At 68.8% G+C, this 16,840-nt stretch carries 15 protein-coding genes and 1 pseudogene; 11 read left to right on the top strand and 5 right to left on the bottom strand.

Translation table 11 applies throughout. The features are described from left to right. From HV798_RS22415 to HV798_RS22405, 3 genes and pseudogenes are all read right to left on the bottom strand, one after another. Positions 1-374, bottom strand: a pseudogene (locus HV798_RS22415) (Zn-dependent hydrolase); the annotation flags it as partial. 65 nt (positions 375-439) lie between these two features. Beyond that, positions 440-1,819 carry an MATE family efflux transporter gene (locus tag HV798_RS22410; RefSeq protein WP_175196535.1) on the bottom strand — a complete coding sequence of 460 codons (1,380 nt, stop codon included), beginning with the start codon at positions 1,817-1,819 and terminating at the stop codon, positions 440-442. Positions 1,820-1,918: 99 nt separating this feature from the next. Beyond that, the gene (locus tag HV798_RS22405; RefSeq protein WP_175196537.1) at positions 1,919-2,710 is read right to left on the bottom strand and encodes an enoyl-CoA hydratase/isomerase family protein; all 792 of its coding nucleotides are present in this window, start codon (positions 2,708-2,710) and stop codon (positions 1,919-1,921) included. Between the two features lie 140 nt (positions 2,711-2,850). On the opposite strand from HV798_RS22405, the gene HV798_RS22400 reads away from it, so the two are divergent. Beyond that, positions 2,851-3,759, top strand: a complete 909-nt coding sequence (locus HV798_RS22400) for an SDR family oxidoreductase (RefSeq protein ID WP_175196539.1) — start codon at positions 2,851-2,853, stop codon at positions 3,757-3,759. Here the strand turns inward: HV798_RS22400 and HV798_RS22395 are convergent. Next, positions 3,723-4,448, bottom strand: a complete 726-nt coding sequence (locus HV798_RS22395) for a TetR/AcrR family transcriptional regulator (RefSeq protein ID WP_175196541.1) — start codon at positions 4,446-4,448, stop codon at positions 3,723-3,725. The two genes, HV798_RS22400 and HV798_RS22395, sit on opposite strands and share 37 nt — an antisense overlap. Positions 4,449-4,543: 95 nt before the next feature. On the opposite strand from HV798_RS22395, the gene HV798_RS22390 reads away from it, so the two are divergent. The 10 genes from HV798_RS22390 to HV798_RS22345 all read left to right on the top strand — a co-directional run bounded on the left by HV798_RS22390 (position 4,544) and on the right by HV798_RS22345 (position 15,766). Continuing rightward, on the top strand, positions 4,544-6,166 hold the full coding sequence (locus HV798_RS22390) for an acyl-CoA synthetase (RefSeq protein WP_175196543.1): 1,623 nt from the start codon (positions 4,544-4,546) through the stop codon (positions 6,164-6,166). A gap of 142 nt (positions 6,167-6,308) precedes the next feature. Next, positions 6,309-8,165, top strand: coding sequence for a phosphoenolpyruvate carboxykinase (GTP) (locus HV798_RS22385; RefSeq protein WP_175196545.1), 1,857 nt, complete (start codon positions 6,309-6,311; stop codon positions 8,163-8,165). A gap of 150 nt (positions 8,166-8,315) precedes the next feature. Continuing rightward, positions 8,316-8,945 carry a class I SAM-dependent DNA methyltransferase gene (locus HV798_RS22380; protein ID WP_175196547.1) on the top strand — a complete coding sequence of 210 codons (630 nt, stop codon included), beginning with the start codon at positions 8,316-8,318 and terminating at the stop codon, positions 8,943-8,945. Between the two features lie 654 nt (positions 8,946-9,599). After that, the gene (locus HV798_RS22375) at positions 9,600-10,388 is read left to right on the top strand and encodes an SDR family oxidoreductase (protein ID WP_175196549.1); all 789 of its coding nucleotides are present in this window, start codon (positions 9,600-9,602) and stop codon (positions 10,386-10,388) included. Positions 10,389-10,491: 103 nt separating this feature from the next. After that, entirely contained in the window at positions 10,492-11,733 is a 1,242-nt protein-coding gene (locus HV798_RS22370) for a styrene monooxygenase/indole monooxygenase family protein (RefSeq protein WP_175196551.1), read from the top strand. Beyond that, positions 11,733-12,242 (top strand): flavin reductase family protein, encoded by a 510-nt coding sequence (locus HV798_RS22365; RefSeq protein ID WP_029954732.1) that lies wholly within the window; start codon positions 11,733-11,735, stop codon positions 12,240-12,242. The genes HV798_RS22370 and HV798_RS22365 overlap by 1 nt, the downstream gene beginning before the upstream one ends. Before the next feature lie 51 nt (positions 12,243-12,293). Beyond that, a complete protein-coding gene (locus HV798_RS22360) occupies positions 12,294-13,922 on the top strand; it encodes a phytoene desaturase family protein (RefSeq protein WP_175196553.1) in 1,629 nt (542 codons plus the stop codon). Continuing rightward, entirely contained in the window at positions 13,919-14,812 is an 894-nt protein-coding gene (locus HV798_RS22355; protein ID WP_025141341.1) for a SphA family protein, read from the top strand. Before HV798_RS22360 ends, HV798_RS22355 begins: the two co-directional genes overlap by 4 nt. A 144-nt stretch (positions 14,813-14,956) precedes the next feature. Further along, complete coding sequence (locus HV798_RS22350; protein WP_175196554.1) at positions 14,957-15,331, top strand: glutaredoxin family protein; 375 nt, start codon at positions 14,957-14,959, stop codon at positions 15,329-15,331. 12 nt (positions 15,332-15,343) lie between these two features. Beyond that, positions 15,344-15,766 (top strand): hypothetical protein, encoded by a 423-nt coding sequence (locus HV798_RS22345; protein ID WP_175196557.1) that lies wholly within the window; start codon positions 15,344-15,346, stop codon positions 15,764-15,766. A gap of 75 nt (positions 15,767-15,841) precedes the next feature. Here the strand turns inward: HV798_RS22345 and HV798_RS22340 are convergent, their stop codons facing one another. Then, positions 15,842-16,795 (bottom strand): AraC family transcriptional regulator, encoded by a 954-nt coding sequence (locus tag HV798_RS22340; RefSeq protein WP_369797631.1) that lies wholly within the window; start codon positions 16,793-16,795, stop codon positions 15,842-15,844. Positions 16,796-16,840: the final 45 nt, after the last annotated feature.

Genomic DNA, 16,840 nt, shown 5'->3' with positions numbered 1-16,840 from the left:
TCTTGCAGGGTGTGGGCGACTTCGATGCCGGCCAGCACGCCGATGATGCCGTCAAAGCGGCCGCCGCTGGGCACGGTGTCGCAATGCGAGCCGGTGGCAATCGGCTTGCGGCCAGGGTTGCGGCCGGCGCGCGTGCCGATCAGGTTGCCGCCGGCATCCACACGCGTCGTCAGGCCCGCGGCTTCGAATTCGGCGCGCAGCCACTGGCGCGCTTGCAGGAACAGCGGCGAGAACGCGCGGCGGGTCCAGGGCTGGTCGGGCAGGGTGAAGCGCGACAGGGTTTCGACACGAGCCCACAGGCGGTCGGCGTTCAGGGGCGGAAAGACGGGCAAGGCAGCGGTCGAAGCGGCGGGGGAGGAAGGCGAGGCAGGCATGGCGTAAGGCAGGGGGTGTTGCGGAAAAGGCATCGGCGATTATGGCATGTCACCCCATCACCCCATTACCTCGTCGCCACCAGCCCCAGTTGCGCGCGCCGGGTCCAGCGCTGCATCATCAGCACGGCCACCACCGCCAGCCCGATGGCCAGGCCGCTCCAGATGCCCACGCCGCGCCAGCCGGCCTGGAACGCCAGCCACGCGCCGCAAGGCAGGCCCACGCCCCAGTAGCCGATCGCCGCATAGATCATCGGCACGCGGGTGTCGTGCAGCCCGCGCAGCATGCCCGCGCCCAGCACCTGCGCGCCGTCCACGATCTGGAACACGGCAGCCACGGCCAGGTAGCTGACCGCGAAGGCTAGCACCCGCGCATTGGCCGGGTCGTGCACGTCCATGAACACCGACACCAGCGCATAGGGCACGGTCACCATCAGCAGGGCGGCGATCACCATGGCGCCGATGCCCAGGCTGAAGGCCGTCCAGCCAGCGCGCGCGGCCGCGGCGGCATCACGGGCGCCTTGCGCGTAGCCGACCCGCACCGTGGCGGCCTGCGCCACGCCGTAGGGAATCATGAAGGTCACGCTGGCGATCTGGATGGCAATGGCGTGGGCGGCCAGTTCCGCTTCGCCCAGCCAGCCGATCAGGAAGGCGGCGGCGTTGAAGATGGTGACCTCGAAGGCGGTGGCCACCGCGATCGGCAGGCCCAGTTTCCAGAACGCCTTCAAGCGCGGCCAGTCAGGCTGGAACAGGTCGCTGAACAGGCGATAGCGCCGAAAGCGGCGGTCGCGCAGCACCACGATCACCATGCCCAGGAACAGGCACAGGCTGGCCAGCGCGCTGGCCACGCCCGCACCGATCAGGCCCAGCGCCGGAAAGCCCAGGTTGCCGAACACCAGCACCCAATTGCCCAGCACGTTGAACAGAATCGCGCCGATCGCCACGACGAAGGCCCAGCGCGGCTGTTGCAGCGCGGCCATGAACGAACGCAGCACCAAAAAGCCCAGGAAGGGCGGCATCGCCCACAGCAGCGCGCGCAGGTATTCGCCGGCCAGCGCCGCCAGTTCGGGCGGCTGGCGCAAGAGGATCAGGATGTGTTCGCCATACCAGAGCGCCAGGCAGCCCGGCACGGAAATCAGCACGGCGCTCCAGAAGCCCTGGCGCACCGTGCGGCGCACGTCGCGCACCGAGTTGCGGCGCGCGCCCTCGGCCCGCGCCGCCATCGGCGCCGTGGCGCTGACCAGGCCCAGCGCAAAGAAGGCGATGGCCGAATACAGGTTGGCGCCCAGCGCGCTGGCGGCCAGCGGCTGCGAGCCCAGGTGGCCGATGAACATCACGTCCGTCACGGTCATGGCGATCTGGGCCAGATTGGTCAGCACCAGCGGCAGGGCCAGCAGCAGGGTGGCAACCAATTCACCTTTCCAGGCGGCGCGGCGAAGGGCGGGCATGCGGTGTCTCTTGTTATAGGAGCCCGCATCTTAAACGCCCGTCGGGGTTAACCCGAGGATGCCCCCATGCCTGTCCGGGGCATCACGAGGCGCGCGCCGTCACCGCTGCCGCCACGCCGGCTCGCGCTTTTCCAGAAACGCGCCCACGCCTTCGCGCGCTTCGTCCGAACTGCGCACGGCCGCGATGCGTTCGACGGAATCGGCGATCAGCGCCGCGTCCAGCGGCTGCCCGGCGAAGTCGCGCACCAGCCGCTTGCTGGCCTGCACCGCCTGCGGGCCGTTGTCGCACAGCGTGCGGCAGATCGTCTCGGCCTCGGTGTGCAGTTGATCGGCCGGCACCACGCCGTGCAGCAGCCCCATGCGGAACGCGGCGGCGGCATCAAAGCGTTCGGCGGTCAGGAAGTAGCGGTTGGCCGCGCGTTCGCCCAGGGCACGGATGACGTAGGGGCTGATGGTGGCGGGCAGCAGCCCCAGGCGGGTTTCCGACAGACAGAAGTGGGCGTGGTCGGCGGCCACCGCGATGTCGCAAGCGGCCACCAGCCCCAGGCCGCCCGCATACGCGTCGCCATTGACGGCGGCCACCACCGGCTTGGGGCAGGACCACACGGCGCGCAGCATGTCGGCCAGGCGGGTGGCGTCGGCGCGGTTGTCGGCGTCGGTAAGCGTGGCCATCTTGCGCATCCAGTTCAGGTCGCCGCCCGCGCAGAAGGCCTTGCCCGCGCCGGTCAGCAGCACCACCCGCACCGCCGCGTTGTCGCCGGCCTGTTGCAGCGCCGTGGTCAGGGCGGCGATCAACGTCTCGTCGAAGGCATTGCGCACGTCCGGCCGGTTCAGGGTCAGGCGGGCGATGGGGCCGTCAAGAACGACCTCGAGCGGGGCGGGCTGGGGCATGCGGGTCTCCTGGTAATTGACATTTACTCAATTAGTAACCTGGAACCTACGATTGAATCCATAGGGTAATACGCTTGAATAAGATGGGCCGCCGATAAATATTGAGTTATCCTCAACAAAAAGACACGATGGAGCGAGACATGAGCCTTACCCCCGCCCGCGACGCCGCGGCGCGCTATGCGTCGGTGTTCCGGCCCGGCCTGTTCGACGGCCAGACTGTCATGGTCACGGGCGGCGGCAGCGGCCTGGGGCGCTGCACCGCGCACGAGTTGGCCGCGCTGGGCGCGGGCCTGGCGCTGGTGGGCCGCAAGCCCGAGAAACTGGAAACCGTGCGCGACGAGATCGTGGGCATCTATCCCGAGGCCGCCGGCCGCATCACGCTGCACGCCTGCGATATCCGCGGCGAAACCGGCGTGCGCGGCGTGGTGGCGGATGCGCTGGCCGCGCATGGCGCCATCGACGGCCTGTTCAACTGCGCGGGCGGCCAGTTTCCCGCGGCGCTGGAAGACATCAGCTTCAATGGCTGGAACGCGGTGGTGCAGAACAACCTGCACGGCACCTTCCTGGTGGCGCGCGAGGTCTATGTGCAGCACATGCGCCAGCACGGCGGGGCCATCGTCAACATGCTGGCCGACATCTGGGGCGGCATGCCCGGCATGGGGCATTCGGGCGCGGCCCGCGCGGGCGTCTGGAACCTGACGGAAACGGCGGCCTGCGAGTGGGCCCATGCCGGCGTGCGCGTCAATGCGGTGGCGCCCGGCTGGATCGCGTCCAGCGGCATGGACAGCTACGACGAGGGCTATCGCGCCGTGCTGCGCGACCTGAAGACCAAGGTGCCGCTGCAGCGCTTCGGTACCGAGGCCGAGCTGGCCGCGGCGGTGGTGTTCCTGCTGTCGCCGGCGGCCGCCTTCATCAATGGCAGCGTCATCCGGGTGGACGGCGGCGTGCCCAACGCCCGCCATTCGTGGACGCTGCCGCCCGCGCAAAGAAGCCAGCCCTACGACGGCTTTCCTCAGTATTCGCCGCCGTCCTTGTTTTCGGAAGACTGAAGCCGATGCAGGGCGTCTTGCACTTCGCCGCGAAACCGCGCCAGCGCCAGCGCGTCGCGCTGCGGCGGCTGCAGGGCCTGCCACAGGAAGTCGACCAGCTGGTCGGCGGTGGCGGCCACGTCGACCTTGGCATTGCGCAGGATGGCGTCCCACAGCACGTGTTCCATCGGGCCGTACACGGCCGACCGCAACAGCCGCAGCGGCATGTCCTGGCGGATGTGGCCATCGGCCTGGCCCTGCGCCAGGATGCGCATCAAGGGGGCGGTGTAGCGCCGCTGCAGGCCGGCGTAGACTTCACCGAAATCGTCGTTGCGGGCGCGGCCTTCGGACAGGATGAAGGCGCACAGCCCGGTGCCTTCGGCCAGCAGGTGGCGCAGATGGGCGTGCACCAGGTAATGCAACTGCGCCCGCGGGCCCTGCACGTGCGGCAGCTTGTCTTCGACCTTGGCGATGATTTCGTCGTACCAGTCGCTGATGACGCGCACGCACAGTTCGCGCTTGCCGCCAAAATACGTGAACACCGTGCCTTCGGACACGCCCAGCCGCTGCGCGATTTCGGTCGTGGTGGCGGCCTGGAAGCCCGCTTCGGAAAACACCTGCCGCGCTACCCGCAGGATGTCCCGTATCCGTTGTTCGGACTTGGCGCTGGCCGGCAGGCGGCGCATCGGGACGGGAGCGGTTTTTTCCATGGGTGCGGCGGCGGGGCGGCAGGCCTGTGCAGTGGTCGACGGCCCCTATCATAACGACACGAACACAAGAATAACGACACGGAGACGAAATCATCATGCTGTCCAGAACCGACACCTACGCGCAATTGGCGGACACCTTCCAGTGGCGCATTCCGGCGGCCTACAACATCGGCGTGGATGCCTGCGACAAGTGGGCCGACGGCAGCGGCCGCCTGGCGCTCATCCATGAAAAGAACGACGGCACGCAGACCCGCTACAGCTTTGACCAGATCAAGGCGCGCTCGAACCAGCTGGCCAATGCGCTGCGGCGCCAGGGCGTGCGCCGCGGCGAGCGCGTGGCCGTGTACCTGCCGCAGGCGCCCGAGACCGCGGTGACGCACATCGGCGTCTACAAGCTGGGCGCCGTGGCGGTGCCGCTGTTCACGCTGTTCGGCGTGGACGCCATCCAGTACCGGCTGGCCGACAGCGGCGCCACGGCGCTGGTGACCGATGCCGAAGGCTGCCGCCGCCTGGCCGAGATCCGCGCCAGCCTGCCGGACCTGAAGGCGGTCTATTGCATCGACGGCGCGGGCGAGGGCGGGGCGCTGGCGTTCCATGCCGCGCTGGACGCAGAATCGGACGCGTTCGACCCCGTGGATACCGCGGCCGACGATCCCGCCGTCATCATCTACACGTCGGGCACCACCGGTAAACCCAAAGGCGCGCTGCATGCGCACCGGGTGCTGCTGGGCCACCTGCCGGGCGTGGAGATGTCGCACGAATTCTTCCCCGAGCACGCCGCGCTGATGTGGACCCCGGCCGACTGGGCCTGGATCGGCGGCCTGCTGGACGTGCTGCTGCCGGCCTGGCACCACGGCGTGCCGGTGCTGGCGCGGCGCTTCGAGAAATTCGATGGCGCGGCGGCCTTCGACCTGATGGCGCGCCATGGGGTCACGCATACCTTCCTGCCGCCGACCGCCCTGAAGATGATGCGCGGCATGACCCAGCCGCCCGCGCCCGGCGCGCTGGCGCTGCGCTCGGTGGCCAGCGGCGGCGAATCGCTGGGCGCCGAACTGATCGACTGGGGCCGGCGCGTGCTGGGCGTGACCATCAACGAGTTCTACGGCCAGACCGAATGCAACATGCTGGTGTCGTCGTGCTCGTCGCTGTTCGACCCGTGCATCGGCGCCATCGGCCGCGCGGCGCCCGGCCATCGGGTCGCCATCGTGGATGACCAGGGCATCGAAATGGCCGATGGCCAGGAAGGCAACATCGGCGTATTGCGGCCCGACCCGGTGATGTTCCTGGGCTACTGGAACAACCCCCAGGCCACCGCCGAGAAGTTCGCCGGGGATTATCTCCTGACCGGCGACCAGGGCGTGCGCGATGCGGACGGATTCATCCGCTTTGTCGGCCGCAACGACGACGTGATCACCAGCGCGGGCTACCGCATCGGGCCGGGCCCCATCGAAGACTGCCTGCTCGGCCACGCGGCGGTGCGCATGGCGGCGGTGGTGGGCGTGCCCGATGCCGAGCGCACCGAGGTCGTGATGGCCTATGTCGTGCTGCACGACGGCATCGAAGGCGACGACACCCTCGTCAAGGCCCTGCAAGCCCACGTGCGTACCCGCCTGGCGGCCCACGAATACCCGCGCCGCATCCGCTTTGTAACCACTTTGCCCACCACTGCCACCGGCAAGATCATCCGCAGGGCGCTGCGCGACGGGGGCTACGAGTAAGCCGTCTCAACCCGTGACAATCTCGTCCGTCTGGTCGGGTTGACGGCCGACCCAGCGCTGCAAGTATGATGGCGCAAACATGTATACGGCCCCATGCAATCGGGGCCGTATCGCCATTAGCCTTAGTATGGAGATAACCCTAATGAATAAGCCCTTGGACGGGGGCCTGGCGGCCTTGAACGTACCCGCATACGTCAAGCACCGCGGCCTGATCGACTGGGTCGCCAGCGTGGTGGCGCTGGCCAAGCCGGATCGCGTCGAGTGGTGCGACGGTTCGCAGGAAGAATACGACCGCCTGTGTGAACTCATGGTCCAGTCCGGCACGATGCGCCGGCTCAATCCCGCCAAGCGCCCCAATTCATTCCTGGCCTGCTCCGACCCGTCCGACGTGGCGCGTGTCGAAGACCGCACCTTCATCTGTTCGGACCGCGCCGAAGACGCCGGCCCCACCAACAACTGGGCCGATCCCGCAGAAATGCGCGACACCCTCAATGGCCTGTTCGACGGCGCCATGCGTGGGCGCACGCTGTACGTGGTGCCGTTCTCGATGGGCCCGCTGGGTTCCGACATCGCCCACATCGGCGTCGAACTGTCCGACAGCCCCTACGTGGCCGTCAACATGCGCATCATGACGCGCATGGGCAAGCAGGTATACGACGTGCTGGGCGCCGACGGCGAATACGTGCCGTGCGTGCACTCGGTCGGCAAGCCCCTGGCCGCCGGCGAGGCCGACGTGGCCTGGCCCTGCAACCCCACCAAGTACATCGTCCACTTCCCCAAGAGCCGCGAAATCTGGAGCTTCGGCTCGGGCTACGGCGGTAACGCGCTGCTGGGCAAGAAATGCTTCGCGCTGCGCATCGCGTCCACCATGGGCCGCGACCAGGGCTGGCTGGCCGAACACATGCTGATCCTGGGCGTCACCTCGCCCAAGGGCCGCAAATACCACGTGGCCGCCGCGTTCCCGTCGGCCTGCGGCAAGACCAACTTCGCCATGCTGATCCCGCCGCAAGGCATGGACGGCTGGAAGGTCAGCACCATCGGCGACGACATCGCCTGGATCAAGCCGGGCGCTGACGGCCGCCTGCACGCCATCAACCCCGAGGCCGGCTATTTCGGCGTGGCCCCGGGCACCAGCGAGCAGACCAACTTCAACGCTATGGCCACGCTCAAGGCCAACGTCATCTTCACCAACGTCGCCCTGACCGACGACGGCGATGTCTGGTGGGAAGGCATGACCGACACCCCGCCCGCGCACCTGATCGACTGGCAAGGGCAGGACTGGACCCCGGCCATTGCCCGCGAAACCGGCCGCAAGGCCGCGCACCCCAACGCCCGCTTCACCGCGCCGGCCGCGCAGTGCCCGTCCATCGACCCCGAATGGGAAAACCCCCAGGGCGTGGTCATCGACGCCTTCATCTTCGGCGGCCGCCGCTCGACCACCGTGCCGCTGGTCACCGAAGCGCGCAGCTGGGTCGAAGGCGTCTACATGGCCGCCACCATGGGCTCGGAAACCACCGCCGCCGCCGTGGGCCAGCAGGGCGTGGTGCGCCGCGACCCCTTCGCCATGCTGCCGTTCTGCGGCTACAACATGAGCGACTACTTCAACCACTGGCTCAAGCTGGGCAAGCAGCTCGAAGCCGCCGGCGCCACCTTGCCGCGCATCTACTGCGTCAACTGGTTCCGCAAGGGCCCCGATGGCAAGTTCGTCTGGCCCGGATTCGGCGAAAACATGCGCGTGCTGCGCTGGATGCTCGGCCGCATCGACGGCCAGGCCGGCGGCGTCGACCAGGTCTTCGGCGTGTCCCCCAGCTACCAGGACATCGACTGGACCGGCCTGGAATTCAGCCCCGACAAGTTCGACCAGGTCATGTCCGTCGACGCCACCGCCTGGCGCGACGAACTGGCCCTGCACGACGAACTCTTCGGCCAGCTGGCCCAGGGCCTGCCTGACGACCTGCCCGCCACCAAGGTCAAGATCGAAGGCCGCCTGGCCGCCTGACGGCGGTCACGCGCCAGCAGAAACGCCGCGCACGGCAACGTGCGCGGCGTTTTTTTTCGAGCGGCCCCGGGTCAACGTCATGTCGCCTTCGTCCCGGCGCCGTCGTGTGCCATGTCGTGCACGCCCTCCGAACTACGGCACAATTCCCTTATGAAACTCGACGCCGAAGACCTCGCCAAGATCACCTCGCTGACCCTGGCCCACTACGAAGAAAGCGCCCAGTCCTTCGAGGCCGGCACCCGCGACCACGACGTCAGCCAGAACATCGCCGCCTTGCTGCGCCACATCGAAGGCCAGGCGCCCCTGGACATCCTGGATCTGGGCTGCGGCCCCGGCCGCGACCTGAAAACCTTCGCCGCCCTGGGCCACCACCCCGTCGGCCTGGACGGCACCCCCAGCTTCGTCGACATGGCCCGCCAGGCCAGCGGCTGCGAGGTCTGGCACCAGGACTTCCTGCACCTGTCCCTGCCACCGGCCCGCTTCGACGGCATCTTCGCCAACGCCGTCCTGTTCCACATCCCCAGCCAGGAACTCCCGCGCGTCCTCAAAGACCTGCACGCCACCCTCAAACCCCGAGGCATCCTGTTCAGCTCCAACCCCCGCGGCGGCAACCAGGAAGGCTGGAACCGCGGCCGCTACGGCACCTACCACGACCTGGACACCTGGCGCACCCTGCTGCAAGCCGCCGGTTTCGAAGAACTGGAACACTACTACCGCCCCGAAGGCCTCCCCCGAGACCAACAACCCTGGCTAGCCAGCGTCTGGCGCCGCGTGGGCTGACCCCCATCACCGCTCCTCACCCAGTGAGGAGGCCCGTCACCCACCTCGCACCCCCACCGCCACCAGCGCGCAGCGCACCCCGCCCCACCTTCAACACCTCAAATGCCGATCGTGGCCGCCCGCGCGGCCGCGATTCGGCGACCCCGCAAATCCCATTCCCTGACCACAGGTCCAGCACCGCAACCCCCCGGCACGACGTAGCCCGTCGGGCAGCCGTCCCTGGCAGCGAGCAACCTCGATGCGCCCGAGGGAATCGGAAGGGAGCCGAAGGCGGACGACGATGACGACGGGGCAGTCCGGAGCGAAGGCTCCGGACCGCAATCGTGGGCGCTCGCTGCCAGGGACGGCTGCCCGAGGGGCGGCCCACGAAGCCCCCGTCTCCGCAAGCCCCATCTCACCAACACAATCCAATAAATCACCTAAGAGTTTTAAAGCAGCACAAAAGTAGTACTACGAATCCACACTCCATCGCACCCCTCACTCCCAGCCAAATCCGGATACCCACCGCACCCCCCGGACAATCCCCCCCCAAAAACCTCCACACCCCCCATTCCCCCGCACCCCCCGGATACCCAACGCCAAATCCGGATAACGCCCCTCACCACAACCCAGCCACCATCCGCCTCGTCATCCCGCCCCACACGAGGTCTTCCCATGAAAGGTCTGGCTCACAAAACCGCCATCGTCACCGGCGGCGCCACGCTCATCGGCGCCGGCGTCGTTGCCGCCTTGCGCGCCTACGGCGTACGCGTTGCCGTCTTCGACATCGACACCGCCGGCGGCGAACGCCTGGCCGCCACCGACCCCGACGGCATCCGCTTCTGGCCCGTCGACATCACCGACGACGCCCAGCTTGCCCGCGGCGTTGCCGATGCCGCCGCCCACTTCGGCCGCATCGACTTCCTCGTCAACCTGGCCGCCACCTACCTGGATGAGGGCGCCGCGTCCGGCCGCGCCGACTGGCTGCGCGCCCTGGACATCAACGTCGTCAGCGCAGTCATGGCCGCGCGCGCCGTTCACCCGCACCTCGTTGCCGCAGGCGGCGGCGCCATCGTCAACTTCACCAGCATCTCGTCGCGCGTGGCCCAGACCGGCCGCTGGCTCTATCCCGTGTCCAAGGCCGCCATGCTGCAAGTCACCCGCAGCCTCGCCATGGACTACGCCGCCGACCGCATCCGCGTGAACTCCGTGTCGCCCGGCTGGACCTGGTCTCGCGTCATGGACGAAATCACCGGCGGCGACCGCGCCAAGACCGATCGCGTGGCCGCCGACTATCACCTGCTGGGCCGCGTCGGCGACCCCGCCGAAGTCGCCGAGGTCGTGGCCTTTCTGCTGTCCGACCACGCCAGCGTCGTCACCGGCGCCGACTACGCCGCCGACGGCGGCTATTCCGCCATGGGCCCCGAACAGGCCCGTCCCGCCATCCCGCGCCTGGCCGAATAAGGCGCGATCGACCCCATCCCGCGCCAGGCCAGGCCGGGCGCACCCGACCCCATGCAACGGTCCGCCACCGCGGCGGACCCGCACCCAAACAGGAGAACACCCCATGCGTCGAATCGCCATCGTCGGAGGAGGGCAGGCCGGTCTGCCCCTGGCCCTGGGCCTGCTGGACAAAGGCTACGAGGTCACCGTGGTCACCAACCGCGAACCGGACAACATCCGCCAGGGCAAGGTCATGTCCAGCCAATGCATGTTCGATGCCTCGCTGCAGGTCGAGCGTGACCTGGGCCTGAACCAATGGGAGGCCCAGTGCCCGCCCGTGGAAGGCATCGGCCTGGCCGTACCGCACCCCGAACGCCCCGGCCACAAGCTGATCGACTGGGCCGCGCGCCTGGACCGGCCCGCGCAGGCGGTGGACCAGCGCATCAAGATGCCCGCCTGGATGGAATTGTTTGCGGCCCGCGGCGGTCGCCTGCTGATCCAGGACGGCGGCGTGGCCGAGCTGGAAATCCTGGCCGCCTCGCACGACCTGGTGCTGCTGGCCGCCGGCAAGGGCGACGTCGTCAAACTGTTCGAGCGCGATGTCGCGCGCTCGCGCTTTGACAAGCCGCAGCGCGCCCTGGCGCTGACCTATGTGTTCGGCATGAAGCCGGCGCCAGAATTCTCGCGGGTGGCCTTCAACCTGATTCCCGGCGTGGGCGAATACTTCGTGTTTCCTGCGCTGACCACCGGCGGCCCCTGCGAAATCATGGTGTTCGAAGGCATTCCCGGCGGTCCCATGGATTGCTGGCGCGACATCAAGACCCCGCAGGAACACCTGCTGCAAAGCCTGAACATCCTGCACACCTTCCTGCCCTGGGAGGCCGAGCGCTGCGGCTCGGTGGAACTGACCGACGCCAACGGCATCCTGGCCGGCAGCTTCGCGCCCACCGTGCGCAAGCCGGTGATGACGCTGCCGTCGGGCCGGCTGGTGTTCGGCCTGGGCGATGCCGTGGTCACCAACGACCCGATCACCGGCCAGGGCTCGAACAATGCCACCAAGGCCTGCGCCGTCTACCTGGACTCGATCCTGGCGCACGGCGACGGCGAATTCACGGCGCAGTGGATGCAGCAGACCTTCGAGCGCTTCTGGGACTACGCCAGCGCGGTGGTCGACTGGACCAACTCGATGCTGCTGCCCCCGCCGCCGCACCTCTTGCAGTTGCTGCAGGCCGCCGGGGATGCGCCCGAGCTGGCCCACGCCGTGGCCAATGGCTTTAACCATCCGCCCAGTTTCTTTCCGTGGTGGAGCGATCCGGCGGCGTGCGAGGCCTTCATCGCCGCCAAGTCACCGCGGGCGGCTGCGTGATGGCGGCCCTGGACTGGGGCAGCACCGACCTGCACCCCAAGGTCCTGCGCGGCGTGCTGGGCAGTTACCCGACCGGCGTGGCCATCGTGGCCACGCGTTGTCCGGACGGCCGCAACGTCGGGCTGACCATCAATTCGTTCGCGTCGCTGTCGCTGGACCCGCCGCTGGTGCTGTGGAGCCTGGTGAACCGTTCGCCAAACCTGGCGGCGTTTCGTGATTGCCGCCACTTCACCATCAGCGTGCTGGCCTGTGGCCAGGAAGCGCTGGCGCGGCGCTTTGCCGACCCGGCGGTGCCCGACAAGTTCGACGGCACCGCGTTGCACGAAGTGCCCGAGGGCGTGCCCGCCATTGTCGGTGCGGTGGCCACGCTGGTCTGCGCCAACGACCAGCAAAGCCCGGCGGGCGACCACCTGCTGCTGTTCGGCCGGGTGCTGCGCGTGGCCAGCGTGGCCGCCACGCCGCTGGTGTTCCACGCGGGCCGGTTCACCGAATTGCTGCAACCGAATTGACGCGCCGCCCCATCGACGCCCCGACCCTGACGCAACCGAACTGATTCCCCCATGACCCAACCTTCAACGGCCGACCCCCAGATCATCGTGGTGGGCAGCGGCATGAATTCGCTGGTGTGCGCCGCCTTGCTGGCGCAGCGCGGCAAATCGGTGCTGGTGCTGGAACGCAACGACCGCCTGGGTGGCTGCATCCGTACCGAGGAACTGTTCCCCGGCTATCGCCACGACGTGCTGTCCAGCTGGTATCCGCTGTTCGTCGGCAGTCCGGCCTATGCGGCGCTCAAACCCGCCTTGCAGGCTGCCGGACTGGAATTCGCCCAGTGCGGCTACACCACCGGCCTGGTGCGGCCGGACGGCAGCGGCGTGGCCCTGAAGCAGGACATCGAAGACAGCGTGCGCCGGCTGGACGCCTGGGCGCCAGGCGACGGCCAGGCCTTTGGCGCCATGGCGCAGCGCCTGTTCGGGCAAGACGCGGCGCTGACCTTCGGCCTGCTGGGCCAGAACCCCTACGGGGCCGGCATGCTCAAGCTGCTGTTCAAGGAATGGCGCCGGCGCGGCCTGGACGGGCTGCTGGGCTTTGCCGCCGATTCCCTGGAGAGCTTTCGCCGCTGGTCCGAGCGCGAGCTGCAGTCCGATGGCGTGCGCGCCCTGATCGCGCCATGGGTGCTGCACACCGGCCTGGGCCCGGACGATGCCTGCTCGGCGCTGATCGGCAAGCTGACCTTTGCCGCAGTGGTGGCCGGCGGCATGCCGGTGGTCAAGGGCGGCAGCCAAGGCGTGGTGGATGCGCTGGCCAAGGTGATCGAACAGCACGGCGGCCGGCTGCTGACCCACACCACGGTCGAACGCGTGCAGACCCAGGGCGAAGGCCGGCGGCGCCGCGCAGTGGGCGTGCGGGCAGGGGGCCGCGAGTTTCGCGCGACCGAGGCGGTGGTGTGCAACGTCGTGCCCGGCCAGCTCTACGGCACGTTGTTGCCGGATGCGCCCGAACCCGTGCGCCAGCGCGCCGCCGGCTATCGCCATGGCCGCGGCGGCATGCAGATCCATTTCGCGCTGAACGCGCCGCCCGATTGGCTGACGCCGGAACTGCGCCACGTGCCGCTGGTGCACCTGACCGACAGCATGGAACAGGTCTGTGCGTCGGTCACCGAGGCCAACAACGGCCTGTTGCCCGCGCGGCCCACGCTGGCCATCGGCCAACCTACGGCGGTGGACCCGTCGCGCGCGCCGGAGGGCGGCTGGATCCTGTGGGTGCAGATGCAGGAACTGCCGGTGCGCATCAAGGGCGACGCCGCCGGCCTGATCGCGCCGCCCGCCGATGGCCGCTGGACCGAGGCGCTGCGCGAAGCCATGGCCGACCGCGTACAGGCGCGCCTGGAAGCGGTCATGCCGGGCCTGGCGTCGCGCATCGTCGGGCGCCGCAGCTACAGCCCGGCCGACCTGGAATCGCTCAATTGCAACCTGGTGGGCGGCGATCCGTACGCGGGCGTGTGCTCGCCCGACCAGTTCTTCTGGCTGCGGCCCTTTGCCGGCGGCCACGGCGCGCGCGGCCATCGCACGCCGCTGCGCAATCTTTTCCACATCGGCGCCGCCACCCATCCGGGCCCCGGACTGGGCGGCGGTTCCGGCTATCTCGTCGCGCAACATCTCGCGCCCCGCGGGGGCAGGAGCGGAACATGAAGAGACACCTGAAACGCCGGCTGGCTTGCGCCGCGGCATTGGCGCTGGCAAGCACCGCGGCGCACGCCACGGAAGGCGGCGGCTTGGGCATCTATCCGGACGGCCTGGAGAACTTCATGTCGGGCGCGCTGCCGCCGCCTGGCGTGCACATGCTGATCTACGGCGGCGGCGCCCGCTACGACAAGCTGCGCGGCAACGACGGCGAACGCCTGCCGGTGCCGGACTTCAAGGTCGACGTCAACGTGCTGGCCCCGCGCCTGATCTGGGTGACGCCGCAGCAGGTGCTGGGCGGCCAGCTGGCTTTCCATGCCATCGCGCCGTTGCTGGACGTGACCTTCAAGGCGGGCGGCCAGCGCTACCGCAGCACGGGCCTGGGCGACATGACGCTGGGCGTGGCGCTGGGTTATCACCTGTCCGAATCGCTGCACTACGTGGTCGGGCTGGACATGTACGCGCCCACCGGCGAATACAGCCGCAACGATCCGTCCAGCCTGGGCAAGAACTACTGGACCGCGCAGCCGGTGTTCGCGCTCAGCCGCATCAGTCCGGATGGCTTCAACGCCGACCTGAAGCTGATGTACGACTTCAACTTCCGCAATTCCGCCACGGACACGCGTTCGGGCCAGGCCATCCACGCTGATTACGCGGTGGGTTGGGGCGTGGGCAAGGGCTGGGTGCTGGGTGTGGGCGGCCATGCCTTCCAGCAGGTCACCGACGACAACGGCCCCAACAGCGCCGCCGGCCGTGCCCGCGCCTTTGGCGTCGGCCCGTCGGTGCGCTACATGAACGACCGGGGCTGGCTGTTCACCGCCAAATGGCAGCAGGAATTCCAGGTCAAGAACCGGCCGGAAGGCCAGCAGCTCTACGTCAAGCTGGCCATTCCGTTCTAAAGCGGCGTGCGGCGGGTCCGCCCGGCAAGCGGGCCCGCCGCGGGGAAGGGGGGCGGCAGGAGGGGGCGGCAGGGCGGGGCGTAACCCGCCTGTCGCCGCGAATGGGCTAGACTCAAGGCCTCTCTTCGTTTCAAGTTGCCATCCATGATTGTGAAAGCCCTGCGTGTCGGTGTGGGTCAACTGATAGTCCTGGGCGACGCGCTTACCCGCCCGCGCCCGCAACAGCGTTCGGCGCAAGGCCAGGCCGCCGTCAACCGCGAAGCGGCTGCGCTGTCGCTCTATCAATTCCATGCCTGCCCGTTCTGCGTCAAGACGCGGCGCGCCATCCACCGCTTGAACGTGCCCGTGGCGCTGCGCGATGCCAAGGGCGATCCCCAGGCGCGCGCCGAATTGCAGGCCGGCGGCGGCAAGGTCAAGGTGCCTTGCCTGCGCATCGAGGAACCGGGCGGCACGCGCTGGATGTACGAGTCCAACGACATCATTGCCTACCTTGAACAACGCTACGCCAACGTGGCCTGACGGGTTCACGCCATGACCCGCACCTTCCGCCGCCGGGCTTTGAGCGTGTGCGCGGCGGTGGCGCTGGCGGGCTGCGATTCGTCGCTGCCGCCGCCGCCCGCCGGGTCCAAGTACACGGCTGAAACCCTGGCCACCCAGGAAACCCCGGAAGAACTCCAATTCAAGGGCACGCTGGCGGGCAAGCCCATCCACCTGCTCATGCATGAATGCAAGGTCTACAAGGTAGACCCGGCAGAGGGCGACAACGTGGCCTGGACGCTGGTGCTGGAAGGCGACTTCTACCCGCTGCCCACGATCTGCGTGCGCCAGGAACTGACGGTGGGCAAAGGCTTCATCAAGGCCTTCATCGGCCGCCAGGCATTCGGCGCGGGCGGCTGCTGCACGGGCACGCCGGAATACCGCTCGACCGACGGGCTGACCTGGAAGCCGCGCTAGCCCTCGCAATGCGAATGCGCGTTTGGGCGGAAGGCCCCGTGCGTCTTGCCGATCGTGCCTCGCCTGCCGAATTCGTCAGCCGTGGCGGCGCAGGCTCTGGCTGGGGCTTTCGCCGTAGCGCGCCTTGTAGCCGGTGCTGAAACGGCCCAGGTGCGCGAAGCCCCAGCGCAGCGCCACGCCGGCGATGTTCTGGCATTCGCCCGACACCAGTTCGGCGCGCGCGCGTTCCATGCGCAGGTCGCGCAGGTAGTGCATCGGGCTGACGCCCAGGAATTCCTTGAAGCCGGCATACAGGCTGCGCACGCTGACGCCCGCGATGCGCGCCAGCTGTTCGGCGCTGACCGGTTCGTGCGCATGCGCCTGCAGATAGTCCTGCACGCAGCGCACGTGGCGCGGCAGCACCGCGGCGCGGCGGCTGGCCGGCGTGTTGCTGTAGTTGTGGGGCAGGGCGGACAGCAGCGTCGCGGCCACCAGCTGTTCCATCTGGTGCACGATCAGCTTGTGCTCGGCCAGGTCAGTGTGCTGCGACGAGCAGTCCAGCAGATACGCCATCAGGCAGCGCCACGCCGGGCACTCGCGCCAGCGAAAGCCCAGCTGGAAGCGCAGCGGCCGGTCCAGCGTCACGCCCAGGTGGCCTACCAACGTGCGTTCCAGCAGCGATCGGCCGATGCGCAGCATGAACTGGTCGTTGTCGTCCGCCCAGCGCATCGCCAGGTCGTCGTCGGGGCTGACCACCGAAGCGACCTCGGGCGTCGAATCCACCCGCTGCGGGCCGCTTTCGATGGTGGCCGTGCCCGACAGCGGCATCTGCACCAGGAAGAAATCTTCAAGCGGCCCCGGCCGGATCTCGACATCCGCGCCATAGCGCAACCGGTTCAGCGACACCTCGCCCAGCGGCTGGTGATGCATGCGGGCATCGAGCCGCTGCCGCGGCCCCACCACGCCCAGCAGATGCGGCCGCATCACCCGGCCCACCATCGACCGCGCTTCGTCCAGGTCACCCGACGCGAACAACTGCTGCGCCGGCATCGCCAATACGGCATCCACCCGCCAGGCGGCGGATCGGGCGTCTGG

Source organism: Achromobacter deleyi, assembly GCF_902859705.1.
Classification (GTDB): Bacteria; Pseudomonadota; Gammaproteobacteria; order Burkholderiales; family Burkholderiaceae_B; genus Achromobacter; species Achromobacter deleyi.
This window is presented reverse-complemented; position numbering and strand designations above follow the sequence as displayed.